7 protein-coding genes are annotated in these 13,868 nt (G+C 42.5%); 5 read left to right on the plus strand and 2 right to left on the minus strand.

From position 1 onward, the window contains the following. Window positions 1–252: 252 nt before the first annotated feature. Window positions 253–1,512 carry an HhoA/HhoB/HtrA family serine endopeptidase gene (locus H6G76_RS16895; RefSeq protein WP_190702774.1) on the minus strand — a complete coding sequence of 420 codons (1,260 nt, stop codon included), beginning with the start codon at window positions 1,510–1,512 and terminating at the stop codon, window positions 253–255. 166 nt (window positions 1,513–1,678) lie between these two features. Between H6G76_RS16895 and dnaA the strand changes: the two genes are divergently transcribed. From dnaA to H6G76_RS16920, 5 genes are all read left to right on the plus strand, one after another. After that, window positions 1,679–3,067: a chromosomal replication initiator protein DnaA gene (dnaA, locus tag H6G76_RS16900; RefSeq protein ID WP_190702777.1), complete on the plus strand. Its 1,389-nt coding sequence runs from the start codon at window positions 1,679–1,681 to the stop codon at window positions 3,065–3,067. A 472-nt stretch (window positions 3,068–3,539) separates the two neighbouring features. Further along, entirely contained in the window at window positions 3,540–3,803 is a 264-nt protein-coding gene (locus H6G76_RS16905; RefSeq protein WP_190702779.1) for a DNA-binding transcriptional regulator, read from the plus strand. A 19-nt stretch (window positions 3,804–3,822) separates the two neighbouring features. Beyond that, complete coding sequence (locus H6G76_RS16910; RefSeq protein ID WP_190702781.1) at window positions 3,823–8,055, plus strand: PAS domain S-box protein; 4,233 nt, start codon at window positions 3,823–3,825, stop codon at window positions 8,053–8,055. Further along, on the plus strand, window positions 8,055–8,639 hold the full coding sequence (locus H6G76_RS16915) for a DUF99 family protein (protein WP_190702783.1): 585 nt from the start codon (window positions 8,055–8,057) through the stop codon (window positions 8,637–8,639). Before H6G76_RS16910 ends, H6G76_RS16915 begins: the two co-directional genes overlap by 1 nt. A gap of 263 nt (window positions 8,640–8,902) precedes the next feature. Beyond that, on the plus strand, window positions 8,903–10,474 hold the full coding sequence (locus tag H6G76_RS16920; protein WP_190702786.1) for a metallophosphoesterase: 1,572 nt from the start codon (window positions 8,903–8,905) through the stop codon (window positions 10,472–10,474). A gap of 324 nt (window positions 10,475–10,798) precedes the next feature. Here H6G76_RS16920 and H6G76_RS16925 read toward each other — a convergent pair whose 3' ends face one another. After that, on the minus strand, window positions 10,799–13,849 hold the full coding sequence (locus H6G76_RS16925; protein ID WP_190702789.1) for an MFS transporter: 3,051 nt from the start codon (window positions 13,847–13,849) through the stop codon (window positions 10,799–10,801). Window positions 13,850–13,868: the final 19 nt, after the last annotated feature.

Genomic DNA, 13,868 nt, shown 5'->3' on the forward strand with positions numbered 1-13,868 from the left:
AGTGGGAAATAATGAATGTTATATATACATATTTAAATAAAAATCGACAATTAACAATTGTCAATTTTTACTAACATAAAATTTTCTAATGATTTACATCCAATCTTCTTAACCTCAAGCCCAAAAAACAGTAACCAGGCTTGTAAACCTCATCTGGTCTGGGTTTTATGAGATATTTATGGCTAAGTCTATATTTCAGACTACCCTAGCCTGCGGCAAGCCCCTGCGCGTCTACACACTTCATATCTTTAGTTAGCTTTCGCGTTGTACTGGTAGAGGTGCAGGATTCACAGGGATTTGAGTAATTTGTCCGTTACGCTCGACTTGTACTTGTAAAGGATTACCGATTTGGCTGTTTTCTACCAGCCTTTGTACTTCTTCAACTGTAGTTACAGACTGACCGTTAATTTGTCGAATCACATCCCCAGGTCTAAGTCCCGCCACAGCAGCTGGAGAGCGAGAGACAATACTGACTAACAATACACCTTTATCTGCTGCAATATTCAGGCGATCGCCAAATTTATCATTAATCCTTTGTTTAACTTCTGGTGTCAGCGTCACCATTTGCACACCCAAATAAGGATGGTCAACTCGGCCTTTACTAATTAATTGTTGAGCAATTTTCTGTACTGTGTTGATGGGAATGGCAAATCCCAAACCTTGCGCGCCGCGAAGAATGGCTGTATTCATTCCAATTACTTGACCCCGCGCGTTCAGTAATGGCCCACCAGAGTTACCAGGGTTAATCGCTGCGTCTGTTTGAATATAGTCAACACGTTTGTCACTCGCACCAATGTCGCTACTAGAACGACCTGTAGCACTAATAATCCCCGATGTTACAGTATTGTTTAAACCTAAAGGATTGCCGATCGCAATTACCGCCTCTCCTGGTTGTAATGCCTCAGAATTGCCTAATGATATAGTTGGCAGGTTATTAGCATCTATTTTAATTACCGCTACGTCTGTTACTGGGTCTTCGCCCAACACTTTGCCATCAAAAGTTCTACCATCTTTGAGGGTAACGGTCACAGCGTCCGCCCCATCAACCACGTGGGAGTTCGTCAAAATCTGACCAGAGGAACTAATAATAAATCCTGAACCACTACCCCGTTCAACTCTTTGTCTAGGTTGGACATCGCCAAAAAATCGCCTAAAAAACGGATCGTTAAATTCTTCTGGTATACGAGATGTCACAGTTCTAGCAGAGTCAATACGCACAACTGCACCGCCAACATTACGTACTACTCCAACTACATAATTAGGATCTCCAGATGTAGAGATAATTGGTGGAATTGCGATCGCAGTTTCAGGGTTAGCAGTTTTAGAATCGGGAACCAATGGCTGATTTGGAGAATTTTCCAAGCTTTTACCTGATAAAAGACCACAACCTCCAACAGACACCACTGCTAACCCACTAAGTAGCATTAACTTTACACTGGTTGATGCGCTTGAGAGAAACCAACCCTTGCTATCCATTTTTTGTCGTTGACAATCATACACTTGTGTCTTCATGTGTCTTTGCTTCTCCGTGTTAGTCTGTGGGTGCTAGGATAATGCCTACTGGGTGGCCCCAACATGATTACAACTCAAACTTTGCTCTAGGTCTAGAGCAACCGAGTTTTAAATTGTGCTTGCTTATATCTTCTATTGTGGCGATTAGCAGCAAAGGTAATAGGTAATGGAAATTTCTCTTGACAGTCTATGGTCTCAGGTGCTAGAACGCCTACAACTAGAATTATCCCGTCCTACCTTTGAAACTTGGATTAAAACTGCTAATGCGGAGCGATTAGAAAATAATTGCTTAGTAATCATTACTCCAAACCCTTTTGCCCGTAATTGGCTACAGAAGTATTACATCAATACTATTGCTAATGTCGTGCAGAGTATTTTGGGGCATCCAGTCGAAATTTATATTACAGTTGCCAAAGGTGAGGAAGTTCCACAATCAGATGAACGAGAAAGTACATGGGAATTTTCTAATCCCAAGATTGCGCCTGAAAGTGTGCCGCCAAAAAACCAGACAAACACAGAATTAAACTCGAAATATGTATTCTCTCGATTTGTTGTTGGGGCTAATAACCGGATGGCACACGCCGCATCCTTAGCCGTTGCAGAATACCCAGGTAGAGAGTTTAATCCCCTATTTTTATGTGGTGGTGTGGGCTTAGGTAAAACTCACCTCATGCAAGCCATTGGTCATTATCGTTGGGAAATTTGCCCAGATTCTAAAATATTTTACGTTTCTTGTGAGCAGTTTACTAACGATTTAATTACAGCTATCCGCAAAGATAGTATGCAAAGCTTTCGAGAACACTATCGGGCGGCTAATGTACTGTTAGTAGATGATATTCAGTTTATTGAAGGTAAGGAATATACTCAAGAAGAATTTTTCCATACTTTTAATACATTACATGAAGCTGGCAAACAAGTTGTGATTGCTTCTGACCGTCCGCCAAACCAAATTCCCCAACTGCAAGAGAGGTTGTCTTCGCGGTTTTCTATGGGCTTAATTGCTGATATTCAGCCGCCTGATTTAGAAACGAGAATGGCGATTTTACAGAAAAAAGCTGAGTATGAAAATATTCGCTTGCCCAAGGATGTGATTGAGTATATAGCAACTAACTACACTTCTAATATTCGAGAATTAGAAGGAGCATTAATCAGGGCTTTGGCATATATTTCGATTTGGGGTTTGCCCATGACAGTCGAAAATATTACCCCAGTTTTAGAAACGCCGAGTGAGAAAGTAGCCGCTACCCCAGAGGCAATTTTAACGGCTATTGCTGATACTTTTGATGTCTCAATTGAAGACCTCAAAAGTAACTCACGACGGCGGGAAATTAGCTGGGCGCGACAAATCGGGATGTATTTAATGCGCCAATACACTGGTTTAAGTTTTCCGAGAATTGGTGAGGAGTTTGGTGGTAAGGATCATACAACAGTGTTATATAGTTGTGAGAAAATTACTCAACTTAGAGAAAGCGATCGCAATTTAGTACAAACTCTCCGACAACTTAGCGATCGCATTAACATGACTAGCCGTTCTCAAAAATCATCAAGAAATTAATCTTGAGTTTTCCACAGGCTACACTCTGATCATCTATCTCAATAGTTAAAAAACAAATTAAAAATATTAAGTTAAGTATAAAAAACGTTTAAATCTAAATTTTTCTGGGGAAAAATAATTATTTTTTGTGGAAAAACCTCAACGATTCTGTGGAAAACCTCATCAAGTATAATTACCTTGTGGAAAATCCTTAATAGTTTTCCACAAGTTTTCCACAGATATTAACAGGTCAGGAAGAAGGGTGTGGGGTGTAGAAGAATGGGTGTAGGGTGTAGGGTTTAGGGGAAGAAGGACTGTGACTCGTCTTCTAGTTTTGCGTTGCTCACGATTAATCAATCCCCACACCCTGTTTTGGTCAACCGTATTGGGATCACCCCTAGGATAGATAAGTTTATGAATTTATCCGCCGAAAATAGAATGTATAGCAGACGCTATACCCAATAGCTGCATCTGCTTGATCTATTGAGTTCTTATGGTTAAAAAAACACTGGCTCTTGGGCAACCAGAAGTTAGCCATCTCATTCGCAAACTTCGGCACTTAACCGGACTAAGCCAAGAACAGTTTGCAGAAAAACTAGGAGTTGCGTTCAGTACCATTAATCGATGGGAAAATGGGCATATGCAGCCCTCACCTCTGGCTCTCAAGCAAATCAAAACGATGCTCAGTGAGTTAAGTCGTTCACCGGTTGTTGAGCTTCAGGATCAGAGCCAAACTCTGTTAGATAAATACTTTTAGAGGCGGAGTTAAGTATTCAATGACTGAGGTGAAAGCTGGGATTGTTAGTCAACCCTCGGCTATAGAGAATCGAGAAATTGCAACGTTATCAGAGAGTGAGGAGCGATTTCGGTTGCTGCTAGAAGCATCGCCTGACGGATTCATCATTTTGCGTAGCGTCTGGGATGCAGCAGGGGAAATTGCTGACTTTATCATCGAATACACTAATCCTGTTGCAGCAAGAGGTGTAAACCGTAAACCAGAAGAGTTGCTTGGGCAATACTTACTGCATCTGTTTCCCGATTGTCAAACCAGTGGAATTTTTGCTCGTTACGTGGCAGTTGCCGAAACGGGGATTTCGACAACATTTGAGACGTTTTATGACAGTAAAGAATCAGCAGGCTGGTTTCGTAACGTTGTTGTGAAATTAAATGACGGGATAGCGGTTTCTTTTAGCAATATTACTGACCGTAAACAAGCAGAATTAGCATTGCAACAACAACAGCAGCATTTTAGAATCGCCTTGCAAACGGCCAAGCTCGGTTCTTGGGAACATGACCTGACTACAGGAATTCTCACCTGTTCGGCGCAATGTAAGGCGAACTTTGGCTTGCCGCCTGATGCAGAGTTCACCCATGAAACTTTATTTGCCGCATTGCACCCAGACGATCGCCCCCTTGTTCAGGCTGCAATTGAGCGTGCGATTCAAGAAAGAATTGATTATGAGGTGGAGGAACGCTGTTACCATCCTGATGGCAGTCTGCACTGGTTGATTGTCCGAGGTCAACTGGTATATGGCTCTAATGGCACACCACTGCGGATGGTGGGTGTAACGCTTGACATCACAGAACAGAAATTATCCGAAGCATCACTGAGGTTAGCTAATCAACGCATTTCTAACATACTAGAAAGTATCACTGATGCGTTTGTTGCCTTTGATCGAGACTGGCGTTATACCTATGTCAATCAGGAAGCGGCAAAGATGCTAGGGCGATCGCCACAAGAACTCCTGGGTAAACTTTGGCAAGAGGTGTTCTCCGACAGTCAAAAAGATGCGCTCATTACCGCACAGTTTGAGCGAGCAATGGCAGCGCAAACCACAGTCAGGTTTGAAGCATTTTCACTCATCCTGAATCGCTGGCTAGATATTTCGCTGTTTCCTTCACCAGATGGATTAGCGATGTATTTTCGAGACATCAGCGATCGCGTCCAGTTTGAAGAAGAGTTACGACAACGGGAAACTGAACTGAGGTTGATCACAAATGCTGTTCCGGTGCTGATTTCATTTGTTGATAGCCAACAGCGTTACCGTTTCAATAACCAAAAATATGAGGAGTGGTTTGGTAAGCCAACTACCCAGGTGTATGGTAGGCATTTGCGGGAAGTGCTTGGCGAAGCAGTGTATGCCAAGATTCGTCCTTACGTTGAACAAGTTTTGGCAGGGCAAGAAGTTAGCTTTGAGAGCAAACTTCCTTTCAAAGTGGCAGGCACACGTTTTGTCAGTGTTAGTTACATCCCTCGCTTTGATCAACAGGGAAAGGTTGAGGGGTTTGTTGCATTAGTGCGCGACATTACCCAACGCAAGCAAGCCGAAGAAAGCCTCAGCCAAAGTGAAGAACGATTGCGAATTGCTCAACAAGCTGCCAATGCAGGTGTGTGGGACTGGGATATAGTCAATAACCAAGTCACTTGGTCAGAAGAATACTACCGCCTGTATGGTCTAGAGAGGGCAACTATTCAACCTTCATATAAAAATTGGCTGCGGTCAATTGTTGAGATAGACCGCGATCGCGTTGATCAATCAGCACGCAAAGCTTTAATAGAACGTAGCGACCTGAATGTTGAATTCCGCATTCTGCACCCAAGTCGGGGAGAGCGATGGCTGACGGCGATCGGGCAGACATTTTATGATGACAACGGACAGCCCCAGCGCATGACCGGGATTGCCCTAGATATTACAGAGCGTAAACAAGTAGAACTAGCTTTAGCCAAGAGCAATCAAACCTTACAGGCAATTATTCAAGCTTGTCCTCTTGCCATTATGGGATTACAGGCAGATGGCACGGTCAAAATTTGGAACCCAGCCGCAGAGAAAATTTTTGGCTGGAGTCAGGAAGAAGTATTAGGAAAATTTCTACCTGCTATTCCCAAAGACAAGCGCAATGAATTTCTGAATAATATTGCTGCCACTATCCAAGGAAACGTTTTAGCAGGGCTGGAAACGCAACGCCAGACAAAAGGTAATTTATTTATTGATGTGGCACTCTGGTCAGCCCCGGTAGAGGAGGCGCAAGTTGGCATTAGCTGTGTATCAATTGTGGCTGATATCACTGAGCGCAAAACAGCCGAAGCAGCATTGCGACAAAGTGAAGCGTTTAACCGGCAAATCCTAGAAAGTAGCGAGGATTGTATTAAGGTATTGGATTTAAATGGTTCACTTTTATACATGAGTCCGGGTGGTCAAAAATTGCTCAAAGCTGATGACATCACTCCATTTCTTGGTCACTCATGGGTCAAATTCTGGCAAGAAGCTGACCAGCCAGCAGCGCAGGAAACACTAAACCAAGCCAAAACAAATGGAGTTGGAACATTTCAAGGTTATTGTCCAACCTTGGCAGGTGAGCCGAAATATTGGGATGTCAAGGTGACTCCAATTAGAGATGCAAATGGACAAATCGAGCATTTGTTATGTATTTCCCGTGATATCACTACTCGAAAACAGGCAACAGAAGCTTTGTGTCAGAGTGAAGAACGCTATCGATATTTGGCGGAATCAATTCCCCAATTAGTCTGGACAGCGAATACAGAAGGTGTGCTGATTGATATCAACCAACGCTGGTCTAACTTCACGGGGCTAACACTGGCAGAAGCAAAAACTGGCGGCTGGCAAGCGATTGTTCATCCTGATGATCTACCGATACTGGGTCAAAAATGGGCGATCGCTCAACAGAATAGCAGCTACTATCAAGCAGAAGGACGAATGCGCCGAGTAGATGGGGTGTATCGCTGGCATTTACACCAAGCTGTGCCGTTAAAGAATGAGCAAGGTCAAGTGATTAAATGGTTCGGGACAGCCACAGATATTGAAGACCAAAAACAACTAGAACAGCAGCGCACTCGCCTGTTAGAACAAGAACAAGCTGCACGGGAACAAGCGGAAACTGCAAACCGGATCAAAGATGAATTTTTAGCAGTGTTATCTCATGAGTTGCGATCGCCCCTCAACCCGATTCTGGGATGGACAAAGTTGTTGCAAACTCGCAAATTTGACCAATCTGGCACAAAGCAAGCATTACAGACAATCGAGCGCAATGCGAAGTTACAAATTCAGCTGATTGACGATTTACTTGATATCTCTCGCATCTTGCGCGGCAAAATGATGCTGAATGTCTCCCCAGTGAATTTAGCGGAAGTTGTGGATGCAGCGATCGAAACTGTACGCTTATCAGCTGAGGCCAAAGGTATTGAAATTAAGCCTATCCTAACTAATATTGGGTTGCTTTCAGGTGATTCTGGTCGCCTTCAGCAAATTGTCTGGAATTTATTGGCTAATGCAGTCAAATTCACGCCCAATGGGGGAAAAATAGAAATTCGGTTAGAAAAAGTTGGCACTGATGTTCAAATTCAAGTTAAAGATACTGGGAAAGGGATCACGCCAGCATTTCTGCCGCACGTGTTTGAGTATTTCCGCCAGGAAGATAGCACAACAACCCGAAAATTTGGTGGTTTGGGGTTAGGGCTAGCGATCGTCAAATATTTTACCGAATTGCATGGCGGAACTGTTGAGGCAGAAAGTCCCGGAGAAGGACGAGGCGCAACCTTTAAAGTGAAGCTCCCAATGATGCCGCCTCAAGCCCAAAGCAATCAAAATGTTGGGACTGAGCCAGCTTTAGACTTAAACGGTATGAAGATATTGGTAGTAGATGATGATGCTGATAGTCGTGAATTCGTGGCTTTTGTACTGGAACAGGAAAAAGCAAACGTCGCAATGGCAGGTTCAGCAACCGAAGCATTGGCAGTTTTAAGCCGATTTCAACCAGATATCTTGCTGAGTGACATTGGAATGCCGCAAATCAACGGCTATATGCTCATGCAGCAAGTGAGAAATCTGCTACCAGATCAGGGAGGAAATATCAAAGCGATCGCTCTGACTGCCTATGCTGGTGAAATTAACGAAAAACAAGCGATCGCAGCCGGATTTCAAAAGCATCTTCCCAAGCCAGTGGAACCAGAACAGTTAATCAGGGCGATTACAGAATTAGTTAGAAACTAATGGAACTAGAAACGCTGTTGAGAAACCGCCGGACAATTCGCGCGATCGGGTTTGATGATGCGCCTTTTATCAGAAGCGCGAATAATCCTGTGGGGGTTGCAGGTGTCATCTGTGCAGACACTCGGTTTGAAGGTATGGTTTGGGGAGAGATCCAGCCAGATGGTTGGGATGCTACAGAAAAACTGTGTCAGTTACTAATTGGGGGCAAATTTTTACCACATCTTCATGTAGTACTTTTAGATGGTATTTCTTTAGGTGGCTTCAATATAATAGACCTGCCATTGTTAGCCGCAAGATTAGAACGCCCTTGTATTGCAGTGATGCGAAAACTACCTAACCTCCAAGCAATGGCGTATGCTATGCAACGACTACCGCACCCAGAAAAAAGATTGGAAATTATCAGCCGTGCTGGCCCTGTGTATGAGCATCCACCTTTTTATTTTCAGGTATGTAACGCACAACCAGAGATTACAGGCCAAGTGCTTCAGCATCTTACAGACTGTGGACACGTACCAGAGGCACTTCGCCTAGCTCACCTGATAGCCTCTGCGATCGTCAAAGGCGAAAGTGGGCGGCAAGCTTGATAGGCTGACTTGGGAAGTAGAGGTAATTAAATAATTAAATCTAACTAAATATTAGAAAATAAGTTGTCAAGTCAATTAAAGAGTGTCACAAAATTGAATTGTAACTAAAAAATATCAATATTAAGTTTAGGGTTTGTATGATGCTGAACTTAAAAAATAATAACCAAAATACTATCCATTTATAATTTTTAGAACAAATCGCTACAATTGGGATGCGGTAGGAATGCGTTTTAAGCAATTTACAAATCCTAAAATAAGCAGTTATGAGATTGATTTCTGAACCATCAATTCCTGTCAAAATTCAAAAGATGAAAGAACGGGTACGGTGGAGACATGACAGTATTTTGCAGCGCGGTATCGACCAAACCAGCATGGTGATAGATGACCGCAACGATGAGACTCCCGAATTTTCATTTTTTGTCATTGGGGATAGTGGTACAAAATCTCATTACGGACACCACCCGCAAAGAGAAGTAGCCCAATTAATGCTTGCCCATAAAGATGATTGCCGTTTTGTGCTGCATACTGGCGATGTCATTTATGTAGTAGGTTCTCATGAATATTACCCAGCAAATTTTATTGAACCTTACCGTGAGTTTTTAGTGGGTGGCGAGAACCCAAAAAACATTGCTTACGATCGCATGACTTTTAACTTACCGTTCTTACCAGTTTTAGGCAATCATGATTATTATGATGTGCCGTTTATGTATCGTTTAATTACTGGCAGTACGTTGCGTTTACGGCGAATGCTACGTTACAAAGATTTTGAAATTGGTTGGCATGGTTCTAACCAAGGCGATGCTTATGCAAAAGCCTTTCTCGATTATTTAGCAGGTGTTAATTCGCCAGAAGAGTTACAACATCATTTAGACCAGCATTACACCGGAAAAACTGACACTGGTCGCTGTTTGCGTTACGTTCCTGGCGAGTTTACCCGTGTACCCAACCGTTACTATACATTTAGATATGGTGGTATAGATTTTTTCGCTCTTGATTCTAATACATTTAATGCACCATCGCCTTTACCAACTACTCAAGCCGGAGATATTTACCGTCGAGAATTGCAAAAACGCCGCCAGGAAATAGACATAGAAGAAGAACAGATCTTGACAATTAGCGATCGCCTCAATCCTGACAACCCAGACGATGCGGAACAACTCGACGACCTCAGTGCTAAATTAGACCAAATTAACGAAGTAAAAATTGACATTGAAAAACAACTGTCATCCCACCAAGCACCAACAATAGACTTTGAACAACTAGAATGGTTGCGCGACAGACTTATTGAATCTTGGCATACATCAGAAGTTCGAGGACGGATTCTGTTTTTTCACCATCCTCCTTACGTCACCGAAGCCACCAAATGGAATCAAGCGCAAACTTTAGCAGTACGCCATCGTCTGCGTTGGGTATTAGAACAGGTCAAAGAAACTCTTGGTTTCCTTATAAAAGACCGCCCCATAGTTGATTTAATATTCAACGGTCACGCCCACTGCTTAGAATATCTCCGCACAGTGGATACAGGATATGCTGATTCTCATATTCCTTGTATTGTCTCTGGTGGTAGTGGTCGCCGTCCCCGCCGTCAGCGCAGCGAGGGTACAGAATTGCTGGAGACTTTTACAGAAATTCCCGATAGTCCAACTCGCAAAGTTGCAGATTCCTTACTTTATGTCGGCAGGTATGGTTACGGTTCTCAAACACGTTTGCCTTATTCTTGCGTGCGAGTTGATGTCAAAGATGGTTGTCCACCTAAATTTATTGTCAGACCACTAGTAGCTGAACGCGTTGACCAAAAATGGTATCAGTATGAGATGGAAACATATAAAGTTTAAAGTATGAAATTTGAATAATTGGCGTTGCATAAATGCGGGATGAATTGGGATGTTTAACCAAAATTAAAGATTGATTCTTTGCGCCTTTGTGCGAAATCCAATTAAAACCGTATAAACCTATTCAAAAATTGCTATGTCTTTTTTCAGTTTTATCTTGTTCTTGAGTGCGACAAACATAAACTTGTTGTCGTTGTAATTCTGTATGAGTGGATGCAATAGGGTTTAGATGAGAAATTTACTCGTGAAAGCAAACAAGAAAGCAGGGGTGCAAGGGAGATGGACAGTACCCTCTCTATGCACCCCTGCTTTGAAGTTTCTCTGCTGTTATTGGTTTGGTATGACTATTTTGCCACTATTAATTTCCTGCGCTAGAACTTGAGGAAACGAGTTTGGGATCTCAGGATTGAAAATCTTACCCAGACTAGAAGTAATTGCCCCATAGCTGGCGAAACTGACGTTGGCACTGATTCCTCCCGTAGTTTTAATAATGTTATCGCCGTCGGGCAATCTCTCAGCCGTCACCAGATCATTACTAGCATCAATAGTAGCGATCGCATCAGGAGCGGCAATTTTGAGGTTATCCTTAGTATCGCCAATAAACTTCAGCAGGCTGCCTTTCTCAGCATCAAATTGAGACAACCAAGCATCCACAGCCGAAGTATCAACTCCAGTGGTGATACTACCTAATACGCTATCGGTAAATCCAGTCACATAAACTTTACCACTGTTGTCAGCAGTCACACCCGAAGGATAGTCAAGATTATTTTTGCTGCCAAATTGTTGAATCCATTTATTATTGCCTTGGGTGTCGAACTTGGCTAACCAGGCATTATAGTTGGCATCTTTGTCACCTTTGCCTAACTTATCGTTAGTATGTCCGATTAGATAGATATTGTCTTGGGCATCAATATCCATGTCCGATAAGATCATGCCATCATCACCTACCGAGCCGAACTGTTTTGCCCACAATTGAGTTCCATTATCTGGGCTAAGTTTGACAAGCCAAATATCACGTCCCTGGGTCTTCTTGCTAATTATAGTGCCGATATCGCTTGTAGTCCATCCTGTAACATAGACGTTACCCTGACTGTCAGTATCAACAGCCCATGCAAACTCAAGACCTTCATTTTTACTTCCTAGTTGTTGAATCCACTGAATCTGACCAGCAGTGTTCACCTTCGTCACCCAGGCATCGTACTTCAATAGACTGCGAGAAGGATCTGACTCTTTGACTAAGCCTTGAGTCCATCCTACAAAGTAAGAATTGCCATCCTTATCTACAGCTAAGTCGTAGCATTCATTAAAAAATGGCGTATCTATTTGTGTAAACCACTGTTGGTTGCCATTACTATCTAATTTAATCACCCAGGCATCATCTTCAGCAGGAAAATCAAATATTTCCCGATTTTGGTTGACTTTAAGTGCTAATCCCGATAAGTAGATGTTGCCTGCTGGATCTAAATCAAGTCCCCAAGCAGCATTAAGATAACCACCAGTTAAACTAGTCCCGAACTGCTTACCCCACAATAGGTTGCCATTGCTGTCATATTTAGCTACCCAAAAATCAGCTGCTTCTGATTGCTTGGGTGAAAACCAGCTACTTCCCGTTTCTCCTGCTAGATAAAAGTTATTGTTATTGTCTGTAGCAATAGCATAAACATTGTCAGAACCGGAAGACCCAAACTGCTTACCCCAGATCTGACTGCCATTACTGTCATATTTAGCTACCCAGACATCTTTAAAACCTTGATTAGTTCCAAACAAAGGCCCAGTTGTATCTCCTGCTATGAGAACGTTGCCTAAAGAATCTGTGGCAGCAGCTAGACCTAGATCGTTACCTGTAGTGCCTAATTGCCCAATCTTCTTTCGTTCTACTGGTTTTTTGGCTGGTTTTGTACCAACGTACCGGAAATTTGTGCTTTTTAGATCTAATGTCACTTCCGGTTTGGCAATTATATAAGCGATCAAATCAGGTAAGCCCTGTTGCAATGAAAAGAGGGCTTTGCCATAGAAAAGTTGTTGGATTCCATCAACCTTTAATCCATTCACATCTACTAAGCGATAGTCTTCCGAATTACCGTTTAGTTGGATGAAATCTTGACCAGGTTTTAAATCATAAATGACAGCGAACTCATTCAAACCTAATAAGTTGGTTGTGCCGAGAGTAGCTGGGTTAGGGCTACTATAATAGGGTTGATCTATATCTCCCAGTACAAATCTATCTTGCCCTACAGATGGTATATCCCTATCTAGAATTAGTAATGGATTACCACCTGCACTAGTGTTCTGAATATTGAGAACAATCTCGAACTCTTCTGGAGAATTATCAAATAAGTCCCCGAACAAAAAGTCAATATTTTGTGTTTGAGTGTTGCTTTTAAGAGGATCATCACTATAAATAGTATCGTTGCCTGCACGAGCGAAAAGGATTTCAAAATTTGAAAACCCTCCTTGAACTAAATCACTGGCAGGTGTTAATAAAGAAAGGGGAAATTGTTGTTCTGGTTCAGTAGTCTGTGCCTGTACTTGCTGTGGAACTAAGCCACCAATAGTAAAGCTCAACAAAATTGAGAAGACATTAAGTACAACAAACTTTTGGTTACGGAATAAGCGTAGTGAAAATATTGGTTGACGACTACCAAAATCACTTACCAAAAATGCTATGAGGCTAATTCCATTAACCGTAAGCAGCCAGAGAATCAAGGGCGATCGCCATGCTTGATTGTGAGCTAATGTGTAGATTAATCCTGCCAGTAAAATTAAGCTGGGTACTAAACTTGACAAATTCAGTCTTGGCTTTTTGGAGTTTGCAACTTCTTTGCTAAAACGGCAAGTTAACCAAAAAGCGATCGCACTAAGCGGTAAATTCATCCAGAACAAACTCCGCCAGCCCAAAGTATCCGCAACTAGTTGGCCAAAATCAGGCCCAGCAAATAGGGCGAGTATTGATACCGCACTCCAAATAATAATCGCTGTCGCTTTATGCTTTGGTTTAACAAAGTTATTAGCGAGGATCAACACAGAATTTGCGATGAACGCAGCTGCACCAATTCCCTGAAGAACTCGCCCCACAATCAAAATATTGAGATTCAAGGCCATACTACAAATGACCGAGGCGATCGCAAAGATGGCCAATCCCCCAAGAAAAACTCGCTTGCGTCCGTAAAAATTCCCTACTACCCCACCAACTAACAAGAAGCTAGCCGCAGACAGAGTGTAGGCATTGATAATCCACTGCAATTCTGATAGCTTGCCATCCAGGCTAACCTGAATATTAGCAAGTACTAGATTCATGGCTGTGTTGTCAAAATTAGCCATAAATAAGGCCAAACATATGGCCGTCAAAGTAATAACTTGAACACGACTTCGATTCATTAGAGTGATTACCTTTAAA

The organism is Nostoc sp. FACHB-152 (assembly GCF_014697475.1).
Classification (GTDB): domain Bacteria; phylum Cyanobacteriota; class Cyanobacteriia; order Cyanobacteriales; family Nostocaceae; genus Nostoc_B.

What these genes read in the sequence shown, in the direction of transcription:
- H6G76_RS16895 (WP_190702774.1), bottom strand. Translation starts at nt 1,512, where the DNA reads ATGAAGACACAAGTGTATGATTGTCAACGACAAAAAATGGATAGCAAG.
- dnaA (WP_190702777.1), top strand. Translation starts at nt 1,679, where the DNA reads ATGGAAATTTCTCTTGACAGTCTATGGTCTCAGGTGCTAGAACGCCTA.
- H6G76_RS16905 (WP_190702779.1), top strand. Translation starts at nt 3,540, where the DNA reads ATGGTTAAAAAAACACTGGCTCTTGGGCAACCAGAAGTTAGCCATCTC.
- H6G76_RS16910 (WP_190702781.1), top strand. Translation starts at nt 3,823, where the DNA reads ATGACTGAGGTGAAAGCTGGGATTGTTAGTCAACCCTCGGCTATAGAG.
- H6G76_RS16915 (WP_190702783.1), top strand. Translation starts at nt 8,055, where the DNA reads ATGGAACTAGAAACGCTGTTGAGAAACCGCCGGACAATTCGCGCGATC.
- H6G76_RS16920 (WP_190702786.1), top strand. Translation starts at nt 8,903, where the DNA reads ATGAGATTGATTTCTGAACCATCAATTCCTGTCAAAATTCAAAAGATG.
- H6G76_RS16925 (WP_190702789.1), bottom strand. Translation starts at nt 13,849, where the DNA reads ATGAATCGAAGTCGTGTTCAAGTTATTACTTTGACGGCCATATGTTTG.